Genomic DNA, 25,546 nt, shown 5'->3' with positions numbered 1-25,546 from the left:
AACAACGACACTCTTATTTGCACGTTCGTCCTATCTTGCGAACAACACTCCCTCTAAATCAAAAAAACCCAAACTACGAATGCAGTTTGGGGTTTATAACTTCTTATTTAAGTAATGTCTTCAAATCATCAACTTTATCTAGTTCTTCCCATGGCAATTGAACATCTGTTCTTCCGAAATGTCCATATGCTGCTGTTTGTTTATAGATAGGTTGTCTTAAGTTCAACATTTTAATGATTCCTGCTGGTCTTAAGTCGAATAATTCTCTTACTTTTTCAACTAATGATGTTTCGTCTACTTTACCTGTACCGAAAGTTTCGATAGAAATCGATACTGGTTGTGCCACACCAATCGCATAAGCTAATTGGACTTCACATTTATCAGCTAAGCCGCTTGCTACGATATTTTTTGCTACGTATCTTGCAGCGTAAGCACCTGATCTATCTACTTTTGTTGGGTCTTTACCACTGAAACAACCGCCACCATGTCTTGCATAGCCACCGTATGTATCAACGATAATTTTTCTACCAGTTAAACCAGCATCACCTTGAGGTCCACCAATTACGAATCTACCTGTTGGATTTATAAAGAATTTAGTATTCTCATCTAATAAATCTTTAGGCACGATTGGATAAATAACATGGTCTTTAATATCTTGTTGAATTTTTTCTAGTTCAATTTTTTCATGATGTTGTGATGAAATGACAACTGTGTCTACTCTTACTGGTTTATCATTTTCATCGTATTCAACTGTTACTTGCGTCTTACCATCTGGACGTAAATAATCTAACGTACCTTCTTTACGTACATCTGTTAATTTTTTCGCTAATTGATGCGCAAGGTAACCAGGTAAAGGCATATAAGTTTCTGTTTCGTTAGTAGCAAAACCGAACATTAAACCTTGGTCTCCTGCGCCAATTGATTCTATTTCATTATCAGTTAAATCGTCTCTATCTTCTAATGCACAATCAACACCTTGAGCTATATCAGCTGATTGTTCATCTATTGCAGTTAAAATGGCCATTGTTTGGAAATCGTAACCGTACTTCGCTCTTGTGTACCCTATATCTTTAACCGTTTGTCTAACTACTTTTGGAATGTCGACATAAGTTGAAGTTGATATTTCACCAGCAATAAGTGCCATACCAGTTGTTACTGTTGTTTCACATGCGACTCTCGCTTTAGGATCTCCCTTTAATAATTCGTCTAAAATCGCATCAGAAATTTGGTCCGCGATTTTATCTGGGTGTCCTTCAGTTACCGATTCAGATGTGAAGAGTCTTCTATTTTTTGACATAAAAAATCTCCTTTAAATATAGTTGTACGGTCTCTACCTCAGCGCAAATAAAAAGTGCCCACTCTCAATAAAATAAAGAGAGAAGGCACACTCGTCCATTCGCTCTTATCGTTCAGACAATATTGGTCTGCAAACGGTTTGGCACCTTTCTTTCGCATTCGAAAGAGGTTGCTGGGTTTCATTGGGTCCATGTCCCTCCACCACTCAGGATAAGAGAATCCGTCAAAAATGATAATACTAGAGATTTTCATTAATGTCAATGTACCTCAAGTTCTCGTATTATAAAATTTTTATAATAAATTCCCCAATTAGTATAGACTATAAAATTCAATGTGTTATACTAATTCCATGAAAATGCTTACAACTATAAAATTAACATATGGAGGTCGTCATTTATGGCAATACAGACTATTACGGAAACAATCGAATTAACTAACCTGCTCAAAAAGGAATCTACTCACAACCAACTGTCTAGAACAGAATTGTACCGTCACATTTTAGAATCTGGTGAAGGTATATTAACTGAATCTGGTGCAATTAGAATGGAAACAGGTAAATACACAGGTCGATCACCAAAAGATAAATTTATAGTTAAAGAACAAGATACAGAACAAGACATCGACTGGGGTACAATTAACCAACCGATCTCAGAAGAATACTTCCTCAATCTATATGACAAAGTTATAGACTACTTAAACCAAAAATCAGATATATACGTATTCAATGGCTATGCTGGAGCTGATGAATCTTCAAGATTAGACTTACGAGTAATCAACGAACTTCCTTGGCATAACCTTTTCGCACAAAATATGTTTATCCGCCCAGAAACGAAAGAAGAAGCATTAAACATTACACCTAACTTCACTGTAATTAGTGCACCAGGATTTAAAGCAGATCCTGAAGTAGATGGCACTAATTCTGAAACATTCATCATTACATCATTCAAACATCGTGTTATTTTGATCGGTGGTACTGAATATGCAGGTGAAATGAAGAAAGGTATCTTCTCTGTAATGAACTACCTTTTACCTAAAAAAGGCATTATGAGTATGCATTGTTCAGCTAACGTTGGCTACAATAAAGATGTTGCTTTATTCTTCGGTTTATCAGGTACAGGTAAAACAACATTATCAGCAGATCCAAACAGAAAACTAATCGGTGACGATGAACATGGTTGGAATGAAAATGGTGTATTCAATATTGAAGGTGGTTGCTACGCGAAGACAGTTAGTCTAAGTCGTGAAAAAGAACCTCAAATTTATGATGCGATTCGTTACGGAACAGTATTAGAAAATGTTGGCGTGCAAGAATCAGGTGAAGTTGATTATGAGGATACATCATTAACTGAAAACACACGTGCTGCATACCCTATTGATTTTATCGATAACATTATTACTCCATCAATTGCGGGACATCCAAATACAATTATTTTCTTAACAGCAGATGCATTTGGCGTATTACCTCCAATTTCTAAATTAGATAAATCACAAGCAATGTATCATTTCTTAAGTGGATTTACTTCTAAATTAGCAGGTACTGAAAGAGGCGTTACTAGCCCACAACCAGTATTCTCAACATGTTTCGGTTCACCATTCTTACCATTACATGCAACTGAATATGCAGAACTATTAGGTAAACTTATAGATGAGCATGATGTTGATGTATATCTTGTAAACACAGGATGGACTGGCGGAGAATATGGTGTTGGTTCTAGAATGGATCTTAAACATACACGTTCAATGATTCGCAGAGCAATCAGTGGAGAAATTAAAAATGCTGAATTCGTACAAGATGATATCTTCGGACTAAATATTCCGAAATACGTATCAGGCGTACCAGAAGAAATTTTATATCCACGTAACACTTGGGTTTCTTCAGATGCTTATGATGAAAAAGCAAAACAACTAGCTAAAAACTTTAAAGAAAACTTTGCTAAATTCGGTGAGTCATCAGAACATATTCAAAATGATGGTGGATTTACATTTAATAAAAATAATTAAATTTATGATTTATAAAAAGCTGAGGCAACTTGTACAAGTTGCCTCAGCTTTTATTATTGATATACATGTGAATGTGATGGCTAACGAGATTGTTTTCTAGAACTATCACGTTAGAGCACTATTTCTTTGGATTTCACCTCTATTTCTCACTTCTGAACACCATTTTTTCCCGCTAACGAGATTGTTTCCATTTTCTATCTCGTTAGAATTTCTAAGAAGATTGTTTTCTGAAACTATCTCGTTAGAGCACTATTTCTTTGGATTTCACCTCTATTTCTCACTTCTGAACACCATTTTTTCCCGCTAACGAGATTGTTTTCACTTTCTATCTCGTTAGAATTTCTAAGAGGATTGTTTTCTAGAACTATCTCGTTAGAGCAGTATTTTTTTGGATTTCACCTCTATTTCTCACTTCTGAACACCATTTTTTCCCGCTAACGAGATTGTTTCCACTTTCTATCTCGTTAGAATTTCTAAGAAGATTGTTTTTGTTTTCTATCTCGTTAGAATTTCTAAGGGGATTGTTTTCCAGAACTATCACGTTAGAGCACTATTTCTTTGGATTTCACCTCTATTTCTCACTTCTGAACACCATTTTTTCCCGCTAACGGGATTGTTTTCACTTTCTATCTCGTTAGATTTTCTAAGAGGATTGTTTTCCAGAACTATCTCGTTAGCCACAAAACTCAAGCATTTTTAGCGCTGACTCCTGCGGGAACAACATGATTCGAAGACTACAGGCTGAGAACATACCCGCGGAAAGCATGCACGTAAAAAATGCCGACAAAGTCTATACTTTTGCCGGCTCTCTATGTTGCCTCAGCTTTTATTTTTCTCACATTGATCCATCCACTTCTGAATCTTGTGAACGGTATCTTTTTCAATATTTGGTCGAAAGACGTGTCCTTCGCCTTCTTTATATATCGTTTGATATTCAACATTTTCTTTAATTAAATGTTGTTCTAAATGTTTAGCCATATTGATATTAACTTGCTTATCTTCCGTACCGTGAACGATTAATATTGGTGGACTATCTTGATGTATATCCTTCAATGCATTTCTTGTCTCATATGCACTACGGTCTTTCTTCGGATGACCAATCATTCTTTTCAACATATTTCTAAGCTCAATGCGTTCTTCGTACATCATTAATATATCTGAAACGCCACCCCATATGATATAACTTGTAACACCAATTTGCTGATATGTTAATAATCCTTGTATACCACCTCTTGAAAAGCCTACGATATGTATCGGTACATTTGGATATTGTTGTTTCAATATATCTACTCCAACGGTAACGTCATTTAAATCTTTACCACAGAAAGCATCTCGTCCTTCACTGCCATTACTCCCTCTATAATAAGGTGCAAATACAAGTGTATGTTGATTACTAAATTGTGCCAAGCGACCTGGTCTGACTTTACCAATTTGTCCTTTGCCACCTCTTAAATACACAACAATTCTATTAACAGAATCTTGAGGTGTCATCAACATGCCTTTAACTTTTAATTGATCTACTTCATAAGTCACTTCTTCGGTTATATGACTATCGAAAAATACAGGTAGTTTTTTACTTTTTAAAAAGTCCAAGTTCCTCCACCCTTTCAACACACTTTAATATTGCATCATCTTTAAGCAAGAAACTTTTTTTCTCATCTTCCACTTCTTCAATATGATCCACGATGATTGGGCCATACGTTTCATGATAATCTGATTTTTCTTCAATACGTTCAACATCAATAAAATATACATCTTTATCAAATGGAATTTGATCATACACGATATATGAAGCGATAAATCTAACGCGTTTAGCGATTGCGCCCGTCTCTTCATATAACTCACGCGAAACTGCTTCATGATTCTGCTCATGTGCCTCAACTTTTCCACCTGGGAATTCAATACCTCTAACTTTATGGTGTGTCAAAATGAATTGATTATTATAAACGGGTATGCCAAGAACGTGTTTCGCATGCTGATTATCTTCATTCTCTTTAAATTCTAATTCTACAACTAAATCATTTGGATCTATAAAGCGCATGACACACGACCTCTTTCTAGTATTATGATAAACTATATCTATATTTAATTAGGAAGGCTGAAAATATTGAAAAAATTAATTTTATCGACCTTAGTTATAACCATTACTTTCATTCTAGCAAGTTGTGCCCCACAAGGTCAAAGTAATTTCAAAAACGGCAACAAAGCGATTGAATCTTTTCAAAAAAATATTAAAGATGTAGATTCACATTCAATTAAATCTCAAAATAAAACGACCATTGATTTTCAAGATCATAAAACAACATTTAATCAAACGTCACATGGCCGTTCAAATCATCATGATAAACTCGCATTTAATATAGAACAAAAGAGTTCAAACAAGCGATTTAATACACAAAATAAAAGTATCTTTATTCAAGCGAATGAATTAAAATCATCTCCACGTGTTCATTACTTAAATTATGAAGCACAAAATGCAGAAATAGACCATTATCAAAAAATCGGTCAAGATTGGTTTGATTTAACGACATTTAATCAAAGTATGCTTAAACCGATAGAAAATGATGTAACGATAGATGGCAGAACATTAACTTATGATGGTACTAATAAAGATGTACTTAAATATTTATATCAATTAGGTTATAGTCAATCACCTTTAGTAGACCAGCAATCATTAAGTCAAATTGATAATTTAAATGTGAAATCAGGAAAATTTAAATTAACTTTTAAAGATAATAAAACGTTACCTGAGAAACTAACATTTTCAATTAAAGCAACGGGTTATATAAAAAATGAAAAAATCAAAATAAATATGAACCAAACAACTGATTTTTATAACTTTAATAAAACAAAAGTTAAGCCTTATGATAACTTAACGAAGAATAAATACAAATAGGAGCATGAATATGAGAAAACTATTCATTAAACTTATCAGATTATATCAACGCTATATTTCACCATTAACGCCACCAACATGTAGGTTTCAACCAACATGTTCAAACTATGCAGTAGAAGCAATATCAGAATATGGTATCTTCAAAGGAACATGGTTAGGGACAATTAGAATCCTCAAATGCCATCCCTTCCATCCAGGCGGATATGATCCAGTACCACCGAAGAAAGATCAGAAATAATAAATATATTTAGATTAAAAATAAAAAGTAGAAAATCCACATATAAAATGGATTTTCTACTTTTTCATTTATCTTACATTACTATAGAGCAATTATTTTATTGCCAATATCAAAGAATGCTTTTTCATGTGTAGCCATAATAACCGTAATACCTTTACGATTTAATTCCTTAAATATATTAATAATATTGAGAGAATTTTCTTCATCCAAATTTCCAGTAGGCTCATCAGCAATAATTAATTTAGGTTCTTTTAATATCGCTCTGGCAATTGCAATCCGTTGTTGTTCACCACCACTACAAGTATAAACCTTAGTTTTTAAATCTAAACTTGATAATTCTACTTTATGCATAACTTCGTCAATTTTGGATAAATCTTTTTTCGAAACATTTAGTGGCAAAGTTAAATTTTTAAGAATTGAATCGTTTTCAAATAAACCATAATTTTGATAAATATATGCGATTTCGTTTCTCCTCAATATTGCTTTTTCTTTCTCTTTCTTGATAACAGAATTATTAAACATAATTTCACCAGAGTCAGGGGTTTCAAGCAAACCTATAATATTTAGCAACGTGGACTTCCCCGTCCCACTCGCACCTTTAATAATAACAAAATCGCCTTGTTCAACATTAAAACAAAAGTCTTTAAGAACCTGCTTATTTCCAAATGACTTATTAATATTTTTTAGCTTAATCATCTCGTTTTCCTTTCAAAACTTGATTTACATTTTCTTTATTTAATTTTATAAATGAGTATAAAGTGACTATCATTTCAATTAAAATGACACTCAAAAAAATCAAATAAGAAATAACATTGAATTGTGTTAACATTAATATCCCCATTAACACATTAACTAATAATATAAATACCATGATGTATTTATGAATTTGAAAATAACTATAACCTAAATTTCGTTTTATAAAAATCTGATATTGATAAGAAGTAAAATATAATCTAATAAAAGTAAACGTCATAATTACAAACGTTATACCTGTAATTAAAGATAGAACTATGTACTTATAAGTATTTAACTTCAATTCCTTTATCTCATCCACTTTTGTATCATAAACAGACATCACACTCGAAATATAACCATCAACTTTGTACTTTTCCAACCCACTTTTAATGGTCATATAGGGATCATCAAGATAACTTTTGAAAGCATATCTATTTGAAAAATAAGTCTCAAAATTTAATGGATCAGTGTTTCCGGTTTCAACAATTGCGATTGGCGCTATTATTTTATTAGCTTTATCTCCTATTTCATAATCATAAGTAAAGTATTTAACGTCATTGTCTACCCATATAATATTTAGATTTAGATTCTCTGTGCTTCTTGAATTTGATTGGAACTAATATATTTTCTGTATCATTATCTATTACCAACTGATTTATAACATTTGTATTGTTTAAGTCATTTATTCTATGTATTTTAAGATAATTTTTATCAATTGTGATTGTTTTCCCACTAGGTTCTATATCCGCATTTTCTTTTTCATTTAATTTATATAAAGGAAGTCGACCAACATCGTAAAAGTTTTCGGCATCAATAATAAATCCTTTATTGTGCTTACTATTATATAGAAGTTTCAATTGATTGCTGAATTGTTTTGATAGATTTTCATCTCGTACCTGTCCACGATCACTCACTAATGTTTTATATAAATTCTTTGAAATATCCCAGTTTTCAATTGAACTCATATGATATTTATATCTCTCATAATTATTAATCAGACTTTGATTGGATAATGAAATAAATACAACAGCAATGATAGTTAAAATCATATAAGCATACATCATTAAAAAGGAATTATTACTTTTTTTATTTTTAATAAAATCTTTCAAATTCAATAAAATCAAAAGCATCATTACAACAATAGTTGAAAATGATAAAATCAACGTACTAATTAGAGTACCTAATAACAAATTTAAAATCTCATAATCTTTATAAATCAATACGTATATAACAGCACTCAATGTACAATTCAACACAATATATGCTAGCCAATAAATTTTCATTTCTGCACACAAAAAATTCAGTAAAGTTTTAAAATTGTAACCCATATCATATAAATGTTTACATTCACTCTTTTTGTTTTGTAAATAATGTATAAACACAGTAAAAAATATACATATAAGTAAAATAGAAAGAATTAAACTAAACTCATCTATTTTAAGTTGAGTTCCAATTAAATTATCCACTGATTGAGCAGTACCTACATTATGATTTATAAGATGAATAACTTTTTGTATATTATTTTCTTTACCCGCAAGATAGTAAGTACCCACTTCAGAAAGTTTGGAATCCTGTAAATTAAAAACCTTTATATTAAGATTTTTATCAAATATTTCAAATGTTCCATCCGTTTTAGTTTTCTCTTTTAAGGACCTATCAGAAGTATTAATCACTACTTTTTGATCACTTATATAAGTTACTTTTGTAATACTTACTTTATACTTCTGTGAAAGATAGTTGAAATATTCTAAAGCATTCTTACTATGCTTTTTCTCGTCATCAAATGCAAAATGAATTTTTTCACTTTCATGTTCAATTTGATAATAAAAAGATAATGATTTAGCAGTATCAATTATTATAAAATTCAATATTATTGAAATAACTAATGCTAATACAAGTATAATTTTCCTCATAATAACCTCGATTCTATAAAAGTAACCCATTAAGTTCATCACACTTAATGGGTATCATTCCACTATCTATAATCGTAGTAAGAGTTATTACCACTCCAAGTTTTAGTTACTCTTCCATATGAAAAATATCCTAGATTTTTCCAACCACCATTTCCAACATAACCTTTACCATTTATCGCAGTCCCTTTACCTTGCTTCTTGTAATGTTTATAGTCTGATACAACCGTTTTGTTCCTAATTCCTCTAATCCAAAAACCTCCACTTACTTTACCTTGCGATATCGCTCTAAAAGTAGTTCCATTACTTGCATCTTCTGTTTTTGTTTGCACTAACCCTTTGTAATTATCTACATTTTCAGAACCACCATTAATACTTGTGATATCTGCCTTGGCTATTCCCATAATTCCGATACTTGAAATACCCAAAGTTAATACTGACGCTAAAACAAATTGCTTTTTCATTTCAACCATCCTTTGTTTATTATTTTCAGAAATCACATATTATAATTTCTGAATTAGAATCCAAAAAAACTATGTAGATTTAAGATTCTATAAATATTATATATAATAAAGCGATTTCATTCAATGTTTGTATGTAATTTTTTTACAAACTTACTTTGTTATTATATTTATTCATCTCTATATAAAATCTCCTACCACCGAAGAAAGATAAGAAATAAAAAAAAAAAACAGAGTAAAAGCGACATTGCTTTTACTCTGTTTTTTTCAATTTATTTTGATTTACTTGAGGTATTGGATATTTGATTTTATTTTGTTCTAACGTAGAGCCTTCTTCGACGATATCATCTGTAAAGTAATAATCGCTTGGTGTGATATCACTTGGATAGTCACTGTCTTGTGCTAACATTGCTGTGAAATAACTACTTAAACCAAACTCGTACATACCGCCTATTACATATTTCAAATGATGTTCTTTACAATAATTAATAATCGCTAATGCTTTATCTATACCTCCAACACGTGAAGGTTTAATCACAACGCCATCTATAAGTCCTGCGTGTTGAAATTGTTTGATCTGTTCAAGACTTGTAGCGGATTCATCTATAAATATTGGCAATTTTAAAGATGATCTATGCGCTTTGTAACTTTCTATATTTTTAAATGGTTGTTCTATATAGATGAAGTTTTGATTATTAAATGTATTTAGAAGTGAGATATCTTTATCTTCTATCATTCCATTTGCATCGATAACTATTTGTACATGCGGATATTCTTTTTCTAAAAATGCGATATCTGAATGTATTTGGTCATGCCATTTTAATTTAATTCTACTTGGGATTTGTTTTCCATATTGTTTGAAATACTGTTCTATTTGTTGATTAATAGTTGCACCGTATGCGATTGTAATGGATTCTAATTCATTGAACATTTGATAGAATATCATAGACATCACACTTCTCGCATTTGGGAATTCATTCAAATCTTCTAACATATTGAATGCTTCGACTTCATCTATTAGTTCAGCGTGTTTATATTTTTGAAACCATTGGCTTAATTCAGTCTTTACTGAAGCTATCGTTTCGAAATGATACCAGTCTGTAGTAAAGGCATTACATTCTCCATAATAGCTTTGTCCATCATGATTGACCCATTCTACAATCAAGACTTCCCTTTCTTCTAATTCAATTAAAGGTGTTTTTATAGGTATACGAAATGGTGCTTTAAAACTGAAAGACTTCATTTCATTGTTCGGCATGTTCAACCCACGCTTTCACTTTAACTCTTGAAAGTTTGCCTGTTGATGTTTTCGGGATTTCATTTATTTTATAAACATGTTTAGGGTGTTTGTATTTCGCTAAATATTCATTTAATAACGGTTGGAAATCCGCTTCTGACAATGTCACATCAGATTCATATACAAGTACTGGTACTTGTCCCCAAACTTCATCTTCAAAAGGCACTGCCACACAATTAATAATGTCTGGATGTTTTGAAATAATATTTTCAATTTCAAATGGATAGATATTCTCTCCACCACTAATAATTAAATCTTTTCTTCTATCATATATATATACATAGCCATCATCATCTATCGATCCAACATCACCTGTTTTAAAATATCCATCTTCAAATGTATCATTTGCTTGATTGATATTTAAATAACCATTCATTACATTCTTACCTAACACAGCGACTTCACCATGTCCTTGTTCATTTTTGTTTAATATTTTGAGTTGTACATTAGTAGGTATTTTTCCTACAGTTCTCGGTTGATGTTTTAACATTTCTGGACTTGCTGTTACAAATTGTGAACAGGTTTCAGTCATACCGAATGAGTTATAAATCGGTAATTGATACGTTAACGCTTGGTTGATGAGATCATCAGATAATTTCGCCCCACCAAGAAGTATTTTTTGTAATGAATAAGGTTGATTTAATTCATCATCCATTAACCATTTCAACGTTTGAGGTACGAGTGAAATATGCGTAATGTGTTCTTGCTTAATCATGTTCATCACACGCGTTACATCAAATTTCGGTTCTATTATCACTGTAAACCCTTCGATTAAACTTCGAATCACTACGCTCAACCCTGAAATATGATAAATAGGTAATACGGATAACCACTGCGTTGACGTGTCATAACCTAAAGATTCTTTACAACCTAATGCACTGTGATAATGATTCGAGAATGTTTGTGGTACTGCTTTTGCTGGACCAGTTGTTCCTGAAGTAAACATAATGGTCGCTATATCATCCATATTCAATTGAATATCCATTTGTTTAACATCATACGTTTGCGTTGATATATCCTGAATCAGTTTCACTTCTTGATCAATCTCTAATTGCTTATATGCATATACAACTTGAACGTCTACACTTTTAAGTTGATGAGTTATTTCTTTTGAAGTCAATTTCGTATTGATCATAACAATTTCAACATGCGCTAACCACGCACCGATGATGAATGTGACATGATCGATTTCGTTCTGTATATATAAACCTAAACGTTCTATATTATGTTGACGTAAATGTGCAGCTACTTGAAGTGCATCTTCATACAATGCTTTATATGTTATTGTTTTATTTCCATATTTAAATGCAATTTTATTTGGTGCATCTTGCACACGTTGTTCAATCCAATGTTTCATAAAGTTGCCTCCTTCATTTCATTATACATTATATCCATACACATGATAAAAGAGGCTGAGACATTTCTTATGTCCTAGCCTCTTTAAATCATTTTATTCCGCCAATTGTGCTTGTGCTCTTCTTTTAGTAACTATACGTTCTAATACTAAGAATACAAATCCAATCAACGTTAAGAATGGTGCAACTAGTGCTAAATCTTTAACTTCTAATTGGCTTACGACCATACCACCTATAAATGCACCTAATGCATTACCTACATTAAATGCTGATTGATTCATCGTACTTGCTAACATTGGTGCATCTTGTGAAATCACCATACTCTTATACTGTAATGATGGACTCATACTGAATGCAAATAATCCAAAGATAAAGATACCAAATACCATGAGTAAGCTATAATTTTGAATGAAATACATCATAAATATATAAATCGGGAACACGATAAATATAATATTTAGAGATTTGTTTAAATTCCAGTCTGCTAATTTACCACCCATAATATTACCGAATGTAACACCTACTCCGAATAGAATTAGCACAAATGAAATCCATTTTTCATCTATATGAGATACTTCAGTTAATATTTGAGAAATGTATGTGAAGTATGCAAACACACTACTAAATCCAAATAACGTAATACCTAACGTTAACCATAATTTAATATCTTTCAATACAACCAATTCACTTTTAATAGAAATAGATTGATTCTCTTGTTGATTTGGTACAACTTTAATAATACCAAATAACGTTAATAAGCCTAATACACTTATAATAATAAATGTCATTTTCCATCCGAATATTTGTCCTATAAATGTTCCGAACGGTACACCTATAATATTACTCATCGTAAGTCCCATAAACATTAATGCCATTGCACTTGCTTTTCTATGTTGTGGAACCATGCTTGCAGCTAATATTGATCCAATACCAAAGAAAGAACCGTGTGCTAAAGCAGCAACAACTCTACTCAACATTAACAAACCATAACTAGGAGCGATTCCACCTATACCATTACCTATTATAAAAATTGCCATTAATAATATTAATAAATTCTTTCTAGGTAACTTATATGTAGCTAATACAATAATTGGACCACCAATTGCAACACTCAGTGCATAACCTGTTATAAGTTGCCCAGCATCTGATACTGATACATTTAAGTCTCTCGCAATATTTGGTAATAAACCCATGATTACAAATTCAGTCATACCTATCGCAAATGCGCCTAAACTTAATATCCAGATTGCTAAAGGATACTTCTTCATATAACTTCACTCCTTTAATCTTATAATTTTAATCAGATTTATCTATGATATTACTTTTGCGTACTGATTTCAAGGAGTTTGCTTACATTTTCACAAACTAAAAAGAAGATTCAACAATTTTTATGTTGAATCCTCTATACATCCGTTATTATTTTTATGTATGACTTTATCAATTAACTAGATGTTCTTTCAATTTGATCATGTAATAAATCAATATTTTTCATTAAATTTTGAGTACTGTTCACTAATGCATCGACAGAATTACCCCTGTTCTGATTTAAAGTTGAATTGACAGCTTTGAGCTCAGTTAACAACATCTCTGTATCCCCTTTAGCACTTGAACTTAGCGTTCTAACTTCTGAAAGAACAGATTTATTTAGTAAGAAATTTTCTATTTTATCTCGCATTTCATATATCACATCATCAATATTATCAAATCTATCTAGTATGGATTGAAAATTATTATACTCACTGTCTACTTTTTTCATTACAGTTATAAATCTAGAAAGTCCTGCAGCTACATGTGATGCATGTGGGATTTTTTTTTGCAATCCATTCAAGCTTTTCTACAGCAGTTGTTAATTTAGAATCGATATATCTAAATCCATCAATTTGTTTAGATATTGCCCATGTGATAGGTACAACTAAATAAGAAACTACTTTTGAAAAGACTTTAATTCCAAAATCTAAATTATTTTCAATTACTGCTAATTTATCTTGCATATATTGTGAATCTTGTATCGTTTCTTGAGTTTGTTTTGTAGCAGAATGGTTGATAGAAACTTGATTTACCATGACATTATCATCAATATTAGACATCTTAGTTAATATATCACTTATACCATTACCATAATTTCCAACTTGCTTATTTACAATTTCTATATTAGGAATCACAATTGCAAAATGAGCTAGCATCTCTTCCCTTACGCCATCTATAAATCCAAATGTTGGAGAGATAAATATTTTTTGAACATGGTTGTTTCGAATATCTCTTAATCCACTTATAAGTTCTTCACCTTTATTAATAAACTCTTTGAATTTATCTTCTATATTATGTAGAGTATTGCTGATTTCATCAATAATCCATTCTGCTCCAGGTAGATGTGAAATATGTTTGTCATATTTCAAATTGTTTAAATCTGCACTCAATGAATTTACACTTTGACTAATTATCCCTTTTAAACTACCTGTACAATAGTCAATAATACTTTCTATTTCTTTATAATGTGTTATTTTGTTAAATACATCTTTTGATCTATCAACATATTCGTGAAACTTATCATGATCCTCATCAACAGATTGTTGTACATCTTTCATCTTAGCGCTAATTTGTTCAACATAATTAGTTAGGCGACCATTAACATAAGATTCTAATTCACTTAAATTTGATTTGTCCAATTTAATTTTAGGAGCACCGGCACCTAACGCATCACCTGACCACACAAAAATTGGTGTATGTTCGTCCATATCAGCATATATTTTCAGACCATGTTTGCTTGTGTAAATGGGTGTAGGTTTTAATGATATTTCATGTATAACTTCAGGGCCCTCACCTTTTTTATTTATGATTGATTTAGCTTTCACTTTCACTTTATATCCAGTATGTGATTCAACTAATGATTTAAAGGTAGGTAATCCATTCGAAAGATAAATATGCTTCCCTTTGATAGTGTTATACATTAATCCACCTTTATTCACCTGCGTTAGAACATCAAATTCACTATGGTAATTACGAATGTTTTTAACACTTGAACGTGAATTTTTTACAATGGACATTGGAAGTGGTGCAGTATTTGTAGTAACAACTTGAACATTAGGATCTATCAAACCAACATATTGAGCATGCGCACCACCAAGTGAATTACCTGTAACCACTTTGATTTTTTTGTTTTTAAAATCTTTAGTTTCCTCGCCATATAAACGATAAAACTCTCTCTCTGATTTATTATTAGCATCGTTTAACTTAGTTTTTAAATTCATATATTCTTTACGTGCATGCTCCAGTTGATTTGGTGATTTTTTCCCTGCTAACATCAAATCTGTTATATCATCCCCCATTATATCTTCCGGTTCTGTACCTTTATATGCAAACACGATTTCCCCTGTTGCTGTATCACCTTCATACCGTTCAAAGACAAAATAATCTAAACTAGATTGGCTATATTTCTTTATAACTTTATACCTATTACCATTTACTAATGATTCATCCTTTGTATTTAAACCTTTAACATATGATACGCCACTTGCTAATTCAATCGCATCTATGTCATTTACTTTACTGGTCTTTGCGTTCATCCCATAAACCTCCTGCAATGGTATTATCACTAATTGTCGACTTCAATCTTCCATTTTCATCAAATTCTACAGGTGAAACTGAATCTTTAATTAAATGCATTCTAACTTCCCCAGGTATGTTTTTCATCGTTTTATTTGTTGGCCCTTGTAGGTTCCAACCATAATTATTTACTCCTTTTCTTTTTTTATCTTTATAATAAGCTATAAAATCTGTAGACATCTGCTTTTGAATTGAAGGATATTTTTTTATCAGTTTATCCATTTTTTGATTAAATTCTTCCCCCTGTAGGTCCATGATTGGTTTAAAATTGTTTTTAAAGTCATCAATGCCAATCGTTGATCCTGCGAGTAAATTGATATACTCATCTGTTGCACCACTATATTCTTGTTGTTTTTCTAACTTTTTATTCATTGCATAATAACCATTACTTTCAACCTCTTCCTTAAATTTGCCCCTAGCTGCTTCTAATTCTGGCTTGTAACGTTTGAATAACATTGCGGATACACCTCCACGAATCTCATTACCTTGATTTTCAGTTTTTGCAGATATTACTAGTCCTTCATCACTATCTTCGAAATTTAAATAAAATTGAAAAGGCACTTCATATTCAACTGTCCCGATTACAGTAATGCCTTCCACTGATTGTAGTTCTGGACCAGATTCCGTAGTAGAATAAGTTCTTGTAACTTTTACATCTTTTCCAAATACATCTTTTGCATATGCTTTATACATTTTTTCCGCTTCTGCCTTATGTTTTTTCAAAAATTCTTCATTTCTCTTTTTATGTTCTCCAATATTTCTACCGTCGTAGTCTTTCACACTCACTGTTTCTGGTACTTTATTCTTTTGTTCACTTTTATTTTGATCACTTTTTGTTGTTCCGCAACCACTGAGTAGTAGTACTAGACATAAAATGATAGTTACTATCCTTTTCATAAGTTATTTCTCCTTTTGCCATTCTTCCCATCTGCCACCAAGTATTCTTACTTCGTCATTCACAGATTTTAACCTACCATTTTCGTCTATTTTTTCTGGAGATACTTTATCTTTATAAAATCTTATTTGCTTCTCTCCTGGGATTTTTTTCATCGTTTCATTAGTTGGCTTTTGAAGATCAATTTGATATAGATTTGCATCTTTCATTTTTTTCTTATCATAATATGCTATAAAATCAGTCTGCATCTGATCTTTTATATATGGGTATTTCTTAATCAATTCATCCATTTTTTGATTAAATTCCTCACCTTGTAAATCCATGATTGGTTTAAAATCTTTCTTAAAGTCATCTATACCTATCGTTGATCCTGCTTGTAAATTAATATACTCATCTGTCACACCACTATATTTTTGTTGTTTTTCTAATTTTTTATTCATTGCGTAATAACCATTTTTCTCTACTTCTTCTTTAAATTTGTCCCTTGCCGCTTCTAATTCTGGTTTGTACCGTTTTATACAACATTGCTGAAATGACACCTCGAATCTCATTTCCTTGGTCTTCTGTTAGTGTATTTATAACTAAGTCTCCTTCACTTTCAACAAATTTCAAACGACATTGAAACGGTACATCGAAATCAACTGTCCCAATCACAATAATAGCTTCATATGATTGTAATCCTGGACCGGAATTCGTATATGAATATGTTCGCGTTATTTTCACATCTTTATCAAAAGTATCTTTCACATAATCTTTATACATTTTCTCCGCTTCTGCTTTATGTTTTTTCAAGAACGCTTCATTTCTCTTTTTATGTTCTCCAATATATCTTCCATCATAATCTTTCACGCTCACTGTTTCTGGTACTTTATTCTTTTGTTCACTTTTATTTTGATCACTTTTTGTTGTTCCACAACCACTTAGTAGTAGTACAAGACAAAAAATGATAGTTAATTTTTTATTCATTTATATTTCACCTTTTTTGAAGTAGTCTGCATATAAATAAAATAGGAAAATTTCATTTAATCTAAATCAGTAACTTTACTCGTTTTTACGTTCATCCCACATGCCCCCTCCAATATTAATTTTTTCACTTACAGATTGTAATCTACCATATCCATCTATTTTCATAGGAGAGACACTATCTTTATAGAATTTCATAAATGTTTTTCCTGGAATTTTTTTTATATTTTCATTTGTTGGTGCTTGTAAATCCCATGCATATTTACCTACTTCATCTCTATTTTTCTTATCATAATATGCTATAAAATCTGTCTTCATTTGATCCTTAATAGAAGGATATTTCTTAATCACTTCATCCATTTTTCGATTGAATTCTTCCCCTTGTAAATCCATGATAGGTTTAAAATCTTTCTTAAATTTATCTATACCTATCGTTGATCCTGCAAGTAAATTGATATATTCATCCGTAGCAACGCTATATTCTTGTTGTTTTTCTAACTTTTTATTCATTGCGTAGTAATCCTTTTTTTCTACTTCTTTTTTGAATTTGTCTCTTGCTGCTTCTAATTCCGGTTTAAAACGTTTGTACAACATACCAGATACACCACCACGAATCTCATTACCTTGACTTTCAGATTTTGCGGTTAATACCAGTCCTTCATCGCTATCTTCGAAATTTAAATAAAATTGAAAAGGCACTTCATATTCAACTGTTCCAATTACAGTAATGCCTTCCACTGATTGTAGTTCTGGACCAGATTCCGTAGTAGAATAAGTTCTTGTAATCTTTACATCTTTTCCAAATACATCTTTTGCATATGCTTTATACATTTCCTCCGCTTCTGCTTTATGTTTTTTCAAGAACGTTACATTTTCTTTTTTATGTTCTCCAATATATCTACCGTCGTAATCTTTCACACTTACTGTTTCTGGTACTTGGCTTCTTTTAAGTGCACAACCGCTTAATAATATTGATACACATAATATACTGCTTAAAAATTTTTTCATTAAATATTATTCTCCTTTTATAAGGGATGATTTAGTTTATTCGATAGTTTCAATCTCACTTCGATTCTTTCTTATATTCATCCCACATACCTCCATCCATTGATATTTCTTCACTAGTAGATTCTAAAAGTCCAAATTCATCTATTGTTGTTGGCGACACTTTTCCATTCCAGAAATAAATGCTCTTTTCTCCGGGAATTTTCTTCATCGTTTCATTTGTTGGTATTTGTAAATCCCACGAATATTTATTGACATCCTTTACTTTCTTATTATCAAAGTAAGCTATAAAATCTGTCTTTATCCCGTCTTTAAAATAAGGATGTTTTTTAATGACTTCATCCATTTTTTGATTAAATTCTTCTCCTTGAAGATTCATAATTGATTTGTATTTTGTTTTGAAATCATCGTTGTCTACATTTAAATTTGGTATTTCAAAATTTAAATATTGTTTGGACACACCGACAAAATCTTGTTGTTTTTCTAATTTTTTGTTCATGGCAAAGTAACCTTGTGACTCTACTTCTTTTTTGAATTTCAACCTTGCTGCTTCAATGTCAGACTCATATCTTTTATAAACCATGGCATTAATAACAGGTGTCCAATCTTTGGTATAACTAGGCTTAACGACCTCGCTCTTTTCATCTTCTATAATATAGTTCATTGTATATTGGAATGGCACATCATAATCTACCGTTCCTATAACCTTTATACCAGTGTATGATTTAAAACTTTTATATTCTTTTTTCCATGAGTAAGGATAAGATCTTGTTATCTTCACATCTTTTCCATATAATTTCTTTACACTCTTTTTATATGTTTCCTCAGCATCTGATTTGTATTTTTTATAAAATGCTTCATTTTTCCTTGTATGTTCACCTATGTATCTTCCATCATAATCTTTCACGCTCACTGTTTCTGGTACTTGGGTTCTTTTAAGTACACAACCACTTAGTAGTAGCGTTAGACATAAAGTGATAGTTATTATATTTTTCATAAGTCGGTTCTCCTATATTCAAATGTTTAGTTAGTTTGTAAATCGAATAATTTTAAAACTTATATTAATTCATCTGGTTATATTCTTTATATTTCTATTAATAATTTTATGTTATCAAAAACCATTAATATTATCCATATATCCTCTAATGTTTTTATAATTCATTTACTTGCTTTAATATTAATTCTCTTACTTTATGAATTGCAGTATATAAAAAAATAGAGCAGAAATCTTTTTAAGATTTCTGCTCTATTTCAATTTTTATTATTTTGTTGTGTTAATCCATCCGATACCAATTGTACCTTGTCCTGTATGCACGGAAGCTACTGGTACTAATGGTTCAACGTATACGTTTATGTTTTTACTTATTGCTAATATACGTTCTTGCCATACATGTGCCTCTGTTTCATTATCAGCATGTAATACGCCTATATGTTTAACACCACTGTTTACTAATTCTTGTATATGTTTAATTAAATAAGCTTCTATTTTCTTCATGCCTCTAGACTTAAGTGTTAAATCAATTGTGCCGTTCTCTAATTTCAATAGTAGTTTAATATGTAGTAAACTACTTAATAAATATTTACTATTAGAAACTCTTCCACTATTCTTTAACTGCTGTAAGTTTCTTGGCATTAAATACAATTCGCTCGTCAATTTTACTTCTTCTAATCGTTTCGTTATTTCATCGAAAGTTTTCCCTTCATCGAATAACGATCTACCGTATTCTACTAGTGCTCTTTGTGGATAGCTTCCCGTACCACTATCAATCACATACGTATTCATTGAGTAAGACTGTGCAGTCGTATATGAAGACGAATATGTTCCCGATAAACTACTTGAAGGATGAATCGCTATGACATGTGTATATCCTTCTTCTTCAATTTGCTGATAAACCTCCATAAAATCCTGTGGTGTAGGTTGTGCAGTCTTTGCCCCGTTGCCATTTTCCTTTAACTTATCAAAAAAAGACTTCGAACTTTCAAATTCAGAATCTTTATAAGGAATATCATCAATGATTGTCGATAAAGATACAACAAATAAATCCTTATCATCAACATTTTGATCAATATACGTTGTTGTATCTATTAACCATGCTAACTTCATAATTGCCTCCAAAACTAATTTATTAATGTAATTTTAATATTCTTAACATTTAATTCCCATACATTAATTATTACCATACATTACATATAGATACAACGAATAACCGGCTCAACCTCACATAAATTTTTCGAATTTAAAGAATTCTATTTCTTTATCTTGACCATCAATCTTGAATACCTCTTTATAAAATCCCGTTATACTAAATTTACATTTATTGATGTAAAAATGTATATTTCGCTTCTCAAAATAAGGTGTATGTAATTCCCACACTTTAGTTTCCGGATAGTGCTTTTCAATTGTATCCCACACCTTTGTACCTATCCCTTTACCTACTGCTTTTGAATCTATGTATAATACATCCACCTCATTACGGTGTGTCTCTTTGTTAATATTTAATATTACGCCACCAATATTTTCTTCATTTAACCATAAATAATATGTTTCCGAATCTTTACTTTTAAACGACTCATCATAGTCTTCTTCTGATGGTATTGGTGCTATTTTCTCAGGTTGACTATGTTCTGGAAATGCGCCTTCTAACCCTTTTATAAATGAAATTTTCGCCCTATTTTTAAATGAATCAAACTCTTCTTTTTTTACACGTACCATTTTTATTTTGTTGTTTTCTTTCATTAAATTCACTCTTCCTATCCTATTTTTAAATAATTTTCTCAATTACATTTGTTTTATCATAATATAATCAATTTGCTTCTCATCACCCATATAAAATGCATGCTCATCAATTTTTTTAAATCCTAATTTTTTATAAAATTCGATAGCATTATGATTTTTCTCCCAAACACCTAACCATATATCCTCACACAATAGTTCTTGCGCTTTTTCCAATGATTTATCATATAACTCTTTACCTAATCCAAGCTTTTGAAATTGATTTAAAATGTAAATTCGTTCGATTTCTAATTTGTTGTCGCCAAAGCGCTCAGTCTGAGCACCTTTAATATTTAGCTTTAAGTATCCTGCTAAAGATTCATTATGATATATGAAATAAAAGAACGAATTAGGATTTTCTAATTCTTTTAAAACACGATCTTCAGTAAAAGTATTGGCTAAATATTGGTCTATATTCTCTTTTTTATTTTGTTCTCTAAACGTCTCATCAAAGGTTTGATAAGCAATTTGAGTCAATTCATTTATATCACTTAATATACATGCTCTAATCATCTTCATACCACCTTTGTTTAATATTCTCGTTGATTCCCTTTTTTAACATATTGCCAATCATCAGCAATATTATCTTTCACTCTTTCTAAATAATTTGCTAACTGGTCAACTTCTTTATCGTTAAACCCACTTAATGCTACAGCATTAGAATGTGCATTTTCTCTAATGATAAAAGGATATATTTCCTCACCCTTATCTGTAGGAAAGAGTAATTTATTTTTCTTGTTTATATCATCAGATTTTTTAAGTATAAATCCATTTTTCTCTAAATTTTTAATCGCTCTTGATGCGGTTGCTCTATCTATTTTTAACATTTCAACGAGTTGTTCTTGGATAATACCTGGATTTTCACAGATCCTAACTAAATATACAAACTGCCCTTTGCTTAAATTAATTTCTTTAAACTCTATATTACTAATTGAATCCAAAGCTCTTGAAATAATCCCTATATTTCTCAGTATATCTTCCATTTCACACCTCTTTTTATTGCATTTGCAATAATTTTATAATTATAACATACCACATCACTTTTTCATTTCATAGTAAAGCACTATTTAAATGCCACTTCATTGATATTTTGGCACAAAAAAAGAACCCTCGCAAACTCGAGAGTTCAGTCATATCAACGTCTTGGATTGAGTTGAGTATTAAGGTACAAACGGAGAGTGAGGGATTCGAACCCTCGAGACGCTTGTGGCGCCTACACACTTTCCAGGCGTGCTCCTTCGGCCAGCTCGGACAACTCTCCAAAATAAAAAAATCAGAAGCGATATTTCACCTCTGATTATATGACCCCTACGGGATTCGAACCCGTGTTACCGCCGTGAAAGGGCGGTGTCTTAACCGCTTGACCAAGGGGCCTTATGGCTCCACAGGTAGGACTCGAACCTACGACCGATCGGTTAACAGCCGATAGCTCTACCACTGAGCTACTGTGGAATAATAATGGAGCGGGTGATCGGAATCGAACCGACAACATCAGCTTGGAAGGCTGAGGTTTTACCACTAAACTACACCCGCTTGATAAAATTTTATATGGGGCGACTGATGGGAATCGAACCCACGAATGTCGGAACCACAATCCGATGCGTTAACCACTTCGCCACAATCGCCATACTAGAAAAAAAAGTATGGCTCAGGACGGAATCGAACCGCCGACACAAGGATTTTCAGTCCTTTGCTCTACCGACTGAGCTACTGAGCCAAAATATAAAATGGCGGTCCCGACGGGAATCGAACCCGCGATCTCCTGCGTGACAGGCAGGCATGTTAACCGCTACACCACGGGACCATCATTGAAAAAGTAATTGCGGGAGGCGGATTTGAACCACCGACCTTCGGGTTATGAGCCCGACGAGCTACCGAACTGCTCCATCCCGCGTTAATATTAATTAATTTGGCTACCTTATTAATATAACACATTAAGCAATATTATGTCAATAAAATTTTAATCTTTTTTTATAAAAAATGGTGACCCCTACGGGATTCGAACCCGTGTTACCGCCGTGAAAGGGCGGTGTCTTAACCGCTTGACCAAGGGGCCTCTAATTGAGAACTTCTTAATTATATATAGAAATATGAGTAACGTCAATGCTATTTCTTTACTTTTCTTAATAAAAAATTTGAACTTTTAACATCTATGTGACAATTGTCACTAAAGGGAAACTTAAACATCTACTTTATCAGAAATAGTTCTGTAAAGTTGTCTATAAATCGTGAAAATCACTTAATATTTTATCGTTTTTCTTTATAAAAGTTCAATTTATTACATTTTTTATTAACATTTCGACTTCAAAATACTAATAAAGAGATCCATATTTGCAGTTTCCAGTCAAAATGCTAATAAAGCACCTCTTATTTGCATTTTCCTACCAAAATGCTAATATACACTCCCTTATTTGCACTTTCCTACCAAAATGCTAATATACACACCCTTATTTGCACTTTCCTACCAAAATGCTAATACACATCTCCTAACTAACACCCCCTTCTCCTCCAAAACACATCAAAAAACACGAGGCTGGGACATAATATAATGTCTCAGCCTCTTTTAGTATCTTAGCAGTAGATGACTGAATTGAAAATGCGCTTGTATCAAGCTTTTTTCAACTCTAGTCATCCTTGCCGGGGAGGGAATACGAAATCTTTTTAATATAAATTAGATTTCTGTCCCGCTCCTGTGACTCTTTTCTTCTATATAAACTTCTTATTTTAAATAAGTTAACATTTTATCACTTGCGTCTTTTGCCATTTGTACACAGTCTGGTAATCCAACTGCATCAAATGAAGCGCCTGTAATAATTAAGTTATGATAATTCTCTTCGATATGAGATTGAATATCTCTAATTCGATCGATATGCCCTACTTCATATTGTGGCATGCTATAAGGTAATTTCGTTACGATTGAGAATTCTGGTTCTCCATTTATCGTCATAATTTTATTCAAATCATCTAAAGCAACTTGTTTCAATTGTTCTTCATCTTTATGATGAATGATGTTTGATCCTGGTTTACCTACATAAGCACGCAATAATACTTTTCCTTCAGGTGTTGTATGTGGCCATTTTTTATTCGTCCAAGTACAAGCTGTAATAGCTGTATCACTTGTTCTAGCAATAACAAAACCTGTACCGTTCCTGTCATTGACTACTTGATCTTCATTAAATGCCATAACGACTGTCGCAACACTTGTAGAAGGCATATAGTTGAAGTAATCTAGTTTCAAATCGTCTTCAAACCATTTCACAAAATGTTGATGTGGTATCGTAATGATTACACCATCATATTCATGTTCTTCTCCGTTAACAGTTAATACAGTTTTATCTTTACGTTCAACGACTTTCTCAACACGTGATTCTAATTGAACGTTCACATTTTTTTGTACTAAATGATCATGCAATGTATTGATAAACGATTCAAGTCCATGCTTAAACTGCTTGAATTGACCTTTTGGTTTAACTGTTACTTTCTTATTCGCATTTGTTTTAGCTTTTTGAGCAATCATGCCTTTAATAAGTCCGCCTTCTTGCTCTTCTTGCTCTTTAAAATGAGGGAAAGTTGTTTTTAAACTTAATTTATCAATATCTGCACCGTAAATGCCTGCCATTAATGGCTCAATCAAATTCTCTAGCACTTCATTTCCTAATCGTTGTCTAAAGAAATGCCCTATTGAAATATCAGTATGCATTGGTTTCACGGGTAAGAAGTAATCTAAACCTGCTCTTAATTTAGCTACTGGTGATATCAATTGAGTCTTAAGAAATGGTTTAATTTCTGTTGGTATACCCATAATTGATCCACCTGGTATAGGATACAACTTATTATGACTGTAAATGTATGATTGACCTGTTTGATTCGTTACTAAATCGTCAGCAATGCCAACCTCTTCAGCTAATTCAGTCATGATTGTCTTGCGACCTAAATATGATTCAGGTCCAAGTTCGATTGTATAGCCATTCTCGCGGTATGTTTTAATCTTCCCACCGACTCTATCTGATTGTTCGAATACATCAATTTCTAAGTCTGGTGATTCTTTTCTCAAATAATGGGCAGTGGATAACCCAGTTATCCCCGCCCCTATTATTGCTATACGTTTAGCCATTATT

The 25,546-nt window shown here is 31.9% G+C and carries 23 protein-coding genes, 9 tRNA genes, 1 pseudogene and 1 riboswitch; of the genes and pseudogenes, 3 read left to right on the top strand and 30 right to left on the bottom strand.

Annotation, left to right across the window (positions count from 1 at the left end):
* Positions 1 to 103 precede the first annotated feature (103 nt).
* A complete protein-coding gene (gene metK / locus P3U32_RS04930; RefSeq protein ID WP_323704496.1) occupies positions 104 to 1,297 on the bottom strand; it encodes a methionine adenosyltransferase in 1,194 nt (397 codons plus the stop codon).
* Between the two features lie 102 nt (positions 1,298 to 1,399).
* A riboswitch (SAM riboswitch) is annotated at positions 1,400 to 1,513 on the bottom strand.
* Positions 1,514 to 1,692: 179 nt separating this feature from the next.
* Here metK and pckA point away from each other — a divergent pair.
* Entirely contained in the window at positions 1,693 to 3,297 is a 1,605-nt protein-coding gene (gene pckA / locus P3U32_RS04925; protein WP_323704495.1) for a phosphoenolpyruvate carboxykinase (ATP), read from the top strand.
* Positions 3,298 to 4,116: 819 nt separating this feature from the next.
* On the opposite strand, the gene P3U32_RS04920 is transcribed toward pckA, so the two are convergent.
* Together P3U32_RS04920 and ytkD are read right to left on the bottom strand one after the other, a co-directional pair.
* On the bottom strand, positions 4,117 to 4,890 hold the full coding sequence (locus P3U32_RS04920; protein WP_323704494.1) for an alpha/beta hydrolase family protein: 774 nt from the start codon (positions 4,888 to 4,890) through the stop codon (positions 4,117 to 4,119).
* The gene (gene ytkD / locus P3U32_RS04915; protein WP_323704493.1) at positions 4,871 to 5,338 is read right to left on the bottom strand and encodes an RNA deprotection pyrophosphohydrolase; all 468 of its coding nucleotides are present in this window, start codon (positions 5,336 to 5,338) and stop codon (positions 4,871 to 4,873) included. Before ytkD ends, P3U32_RS04920 begins: the two co-directional genes overlap by 20 nt.
* Before the next feature lie 66 nt (positions 5,339 to 5,404).
* Between ytkD and P3U32_RS04910 the strand changes: the two genes are divergently transcribed.
* Complete coding sequence (locus tag P3U32_RS04910) at positions 5,405 to 6,193, top strand: hypothetical protein (RefSeq protein WP_323704492.1); 789 nt, start codon at positions 5,405 to 5,407, stop codon at positions 6,191 to 6,193.
* 10 nt (positions 6,194 to 6,203) lie between these two features.
* Positions 6,204 to 6,431: a membrane protein insertion efficiency factor YidD gene (yidD, locus tag P3U32_RS04905; protein WP_323704491.1), complete on the top strand. Its 228-nt coding sequence runs from the start codon at positions 6,204 to 6,206 to the stop codon at positions 6,429 to 6,431.
* A gap of 81 nt (positions 6,432 to 6,512) precedes the next feature.
* On the opposite strand, the gene P3U32_RS04900 is transcribed toward yidD, so the two are convergent.
* The 27 genes and pseudogenes from P3U32_RS04900 to hemY all read right to left on the bottom strand — a co-directional run bounded on the left by P3U32_RS04900 (position 6,513) and on the right by hemY (position 25,542).
* Positions 6,513 to 7,127 carry an ABC transporter ATP-binding protein gene (locus P3U32_RS04900; protein ID WP_323704490.1) on the bottom strand — a complete coding sequence of 205 codons (615 nt, stop codon included), beginning with the start codon at positions 7,125 to 7,127 and terminating at the stop codon, positions 6,513 to 6,515.
* Entirely contained in the window at positions 7,120 to 7,563 is a 444-nt protein-coding gene (locus tag P3U32_RS04895) for a DUF1430 domain-containing protein (protein WP_323704489.1), read from the bottom strand. Before P3U32_RS04895 ends, P3U32_RS04900 begins: the two co-directional genes overlap by 8 nt.
* Before the next feature lie 157 nt (positions 7,564 to 7,720).
* On the bottom strand, positions 7,721 to 9,079 hold the full coding sequence (locus P3U32_RS04890; protein ID WP_323704488.1) for a hypothetical protein: 1,359 nt from the start codon (positions 9,077 to 9,079) through the stop codon (positions 7,721 to 7,723).
* 62 nt (positions 9,080 to 9,141) lie between these two features.
* Positions 9,142 to 9,576 carry a hypothetical protein gene (locus P3U32_RS04885; protein WP_323704487.1) on the bottom strand — a complete coding sequence of 145 codons (435 nt, stop codon included), beginning with the start codon at positions 9,574 to 9,576 and terminating at the stop codon, positions 9,142 to 9,144.
* 214 nt (positions 9,577 to 9,790) lie between these two features.
* Positions 9,791 to 10,795: an o-succinylbenzoate synthase gene (gene menC / locus P3U32_RS04880; protein ID WP_323704486.1), complete on the bottom strand. Its 1,005-nt coding sequence runs from the start codon at positions 10,793 to 10,795 to the stop codon at positions 9,791 to 9,793.
* Positions 10,782 to 12,191 carry an o-succinylbenzoate--CoA ligase gene (menE, locus tag P3U32_RS04875; RefSeq protein WP_323704485.1) on the bottom strand — a complete coding sequence of 470 codons (1,410 nt, stop codon included), beginning with the start codon at positions 12,189 to 12,191 and terminating at the stop codon, positions 10,782 to 10,784. Before menE ends, menC begins: the two co-directional genes overlap by 14 nt.
* A 93-nt stretch (positions 12,192 to 12,284) precedes the next feature.
* On the bottom strand, positions 12,285 to 13,457 hold the full coding sequence (locus P3U32_RS04870; RefSeq protein ID WP_323704484.1) for an MFS transporter: 1,173 nt from the start codon (positions 13,455 to 13,457) through the stop codon (positions 12,285 to 12,287).
* 173 nt (positions 13,458 to 13,630) lie between these two features.
* A complete protein-coding gene (locus P3U32_RS04865) occupies positions 13,631 to 14,008 on the bottom strand; it encodes a hypothetical protein (RefSeq protein ID WP_323704483.1) in 378 nt (125 codons plus the stop codon).
* On the bottom strand, positions 13,959 to 15,752 hold the full coding sequence (locus tag P3U32_RS04860; RefSeq protein ID WP_323704482.1) for a hypothetical protein: 1,794 nt from the start codon (positions 15,750 to 15,752) through the stop codon (positions 13,959 to 13,961). The genes P3U32_RS04865 and P3U32_RS04860 overlap by 50 nt, the downstream gene beginning before the upstream one ends.
* Complete coding sequence (locus tag P3U32_RS04855; protein WP_323704481.1) at positions 15,733 to 16,689, bottom strand: DUF1672 family protein; 957 nt, start codon at positions 16,687 to 16,689, stop codon at positions 15,733 to 15,735. Before P3U32_RS04855 ends, P3U32_RS04860 begins: the two co-directional genes overlap by 20 nt.
* Positions 16,690 to 16,692: 3 nt before the next feature.
* A pseudogene (locus P3U32_RS12800) lies at positions 16,693 to 17,653 on the bottom strand (hypothetical protein).
* A 75-nt stretch (positions 17,654 to 17,728) separates the two neighbouring features.
* On the bottom strand, positions 17,729 to 18,658 hold the full coding sequence (locus tag P3U32_RS04840) for a DUF1672 family protein (RefSeq protein WP_323704478.1): 930 nt from the start codon (positions 18,656 to 18,658) through the stop codon (positions 17,729 to 17,731).
* Between the two features lie 55 nt (positions 18,659 to 18,713).
* Positions 18,714 to 19,652 (bottom strand): hypothetical protein, encoded by a 939-nt coding sequence (locus tag P3U32_RS04835; protein WP_323704477.1) that lies wholly within the window; start codon positions 19,650 to 19,652, stop codon positions 18,714 to 18,716.
* A gap of 264 nt (positions 19,653 to 19,916) precedes the next feature.
* Positions 19,917 to 20,759 carry a DegV family protein gene (locus P3U32_RS04830; protein ID WP_323704476.1) on the bottom strand — a complete coding sequence of 281 codons (843 nt, stop codon included), beginning with the start codon at positions 20,757 to 20,759 and terminating at the stop codon, positions 19,917 to 19,919.
* A gap of 114 nt (positions 20,760 to 20,873) precedes the next feature.
* Positions 20,874 to 21,392, bottom strand: coding sequence for a GNAT family N-acetyltransferase (locus P3U32_RS04825; protein WP_323704475.1), 519 nt, complete (start codon positions 21,390 to 21,392; stop codon positions 20,874 to 20,876).
* 42 nt (positions 21,393 to 21,434) lie between these two features.
* On the bottom strand, positions 21,435 to 21,941 hold the full coding sequence (locus P3U32_RS04820; RefSeq protein ID WP_323704474.1) for a GNAT family N-acetyltransferase: 507 nt from the start codon (positions 21,939 to 21,941) through the stop codon (positions 21,435 to 21,437).
* Positions 21,942 to 21,958: 17 nt separating this feature from the next.
* A complete protein-coding gene (locus tag P3U32_RS04815; RefSeq protein ID WP_323704473.1) occupies positions 21,959 to 22,411 on the bottom strand; it encodes a MarR family winged helix-turn-helix transcriptional regulator in 453 nt (150 codons plus the stop codon).
* Between the two features lie 189 nt (positions 22,412 to 22,600).
* Positions 22,601 to 22,689: transfer RNA gene (locus tag P3U32_RS04810), tRNA-Ser, on the bottom strand.
* A gap of 41 nt (positions 22,690 to 22,730) precedes the next feature.
* Positions 22,731 to 22,802 (bottom strand) — tRNA-Glu (locus tag P3U32_RS04805).
* Between the two features lie 3 nt (positions 22,803 to 22,805).
* Positions 22,806 to 22,880: transfer RNA gene (locus P3U32_RS04800), tRNA-Asn, on the bottom strand.
* 7 nt (positions 22,881 to 22,887) lie between these two features.
* Positions 22,888 to 22,961: transfer RNA gene (locus P3U32_RS04795), tRNA-Gly, on the bottom strand.
* A 16-nt stretch (positions 22,962 to 22,977) separates the two neighbouring features.
* Positions 22,978 to 23,053, bottom strand: a tRNA-His gene (locus P3U32_RS04790).
* A 19-nt stretch (positions 23,054 to 23,072) separates the two neighbouring features.
* Positions 23,073 to 23,145, bottom strand: a tRNA-Phe gene (locus P3U32_RS04785).
* An 11-nt stretch (positions 23,146 to 23,156) separates the two neighbouring features.
* Positions 23,157 to 23,232, bottom strand: a tRNA-Asp gene (locus P3U32_RS04780).
* Positions 23,233 to 23,248: 16 nt separating this feature from the next.
* A tRNA-Met gene (locus P3U32_RS04775) sits at positions 23,249 to 23,322 on the bottom strand.
* Positions 23,323 to 23,409: 87 nt separating this feature from the next.
* Positions 23,410 to 23,484, bottom strand: a tRNA-Glu gene (locus P3U32_RS04770).
* Positions 23,485 to 24,147: 663 nt separating this feature from the next.
* Entirely contained in the window at positions 24,148 to 25,542 is a 1,395-nt protein-coding gene (hemY, locus tag P3U32_RS04765) for a protoporphyrinogen oxidase (protein ID WP_323704472.1), read from the bottom strand.
* Positions 25,543 to 25,546 lie beyond the last annotated feature (4 nt).

This window comes from Mammaliicoccus sp. Dog046 (genome assembly GCF_034039665.1).
Taxonomy (GTDB): Bacteria; Bacillota; Bacilli; order Staphylococcales; family Staphylococcaceae; genus Mammaliicoccus.
This window is presented reverse-complemented; position numbering and strand designations above follow the sequence as displayed.

Coding starts and splice junctions, on each gene's coding strand:
- metK (WP_323704496.1), bottom strand. CDS start 1,297: ATGTCAAAAAATAGAAGACTCTTCACATCTGAATCGGTAACTGAAGGA.
- pckA (WP_323704495.1), top strand. CDS start 1,693: ATGGCAATACAGACTATTACGGAAACAATCGAATTAACTAACCTGCTC.
- ytkD (WP_323704493.1), bottom strand. CDS start 5,338: ATGCGCTTTATAGATCCAAATGATTTAGTTGTAGAATTAGAATTTAAA.
- yidD (WP_323704491.1), top strand. CDS start 6,204: ATGAGAAAACTATTCATTAAACTTATCAGATTATATCAACGCTATATT.
- P3U32_RS04900 (WP_323704490.1), bottom strand. CDS start 7,127: ATGATTAAGCTAAAAAATATTAATAAGTCATTTGGAAATAAGCAGGTT.
- P3U32_RS04895 (WP_323704489.1), bottom strand. CDS start 7,563: ATGACCATTAAAAGTGGGTTGGAAAAGTACAAAGTTGATGGTTATATT.
- P3U32_RS04890 (WP_323704488.1), bottom strand. CDS start 9,079: ATGAGGAAAATTATACTTGTATTAGCATTAGTTATTTCAATAATATTG.
- menC (WP_323704486.1), bottom strand. CDS start 10,795: ATGCCGAACAATGAAATGAAGTCTTTCAGTTTTAAAGCACCATTTCGT.
- menE (WP_323704485.1), bottom strand. CDS start 12,191: ATGAAACATTGGATTGAACAACGTGTGCAAGATGCACCAAATAAAATT.
- P3U32_RS04870 (WP_323704484.1), bottom strand. CDS start 13,457: ATGAAGAAGTATCCTTTAGCAATCTGGATATTAAGTTTAGGCGCATTT.
- P3U32_RS04860 (WP_323704482.1), bottom strand. CDS start 15,752: ATGAACGCAAAGACCAGTAAAGTAAATGACATAGATGCGATTGAATTA.
- P3U32_RS04855 (WP_323704481.1), bottom strand. CDS start 16,689: ATGAAAAGGATAGTAACTATCATTTTATGTCTAGTACTACTACTCAGT.
- P3U32_RS04840 (WP_323704478.1), bottom strand. CDS start 18,658: ATGAAAAAATTTTTAAGCAGTATATTATGTGTATCAATATTATTAAGC.
- P3U32_RS04835 (WP_323704477.1), bottom strand. CDS start 19,652: ATGAAAAATATAATAACTATCACTTTATGTCTAACGCTACTACTAAGT.
- P3U32_RS04830 (WP_323704476.1), bottom strand. CDS start 20,759: ATGAAGTTAGCATGGTTAATAGATACAACAACGTATATTGATCAAAAT.
- P3U32_RS04825 (WP_323704475.1), bottom strand. CDS start 21,392: ATGAAAGAAAACAACAAAATAAAAATGGTACGTGTAAAAAAAGAAGAG.
- P3U32_RS04820 (WP_323704474.1), bottom strand. CDS start 21,941: ATGATTAGAGCATGTATATTAAGTGATATAAATGAATTGACTCAAATT.
- P3U32_RS04815 (WP_323704473.1), bottom strand. CDS start 22,411: ATGGAAGATATACTGAGAAATATAGGGATTATTTCAAGAGCTTTGGAT.
- hemY (WP_323704472.1), bottom strand. CDS start 25,542: ATGGCTAAACGTATAGCAATAATAGGGGCGGGGATAACTGGGTTATCC.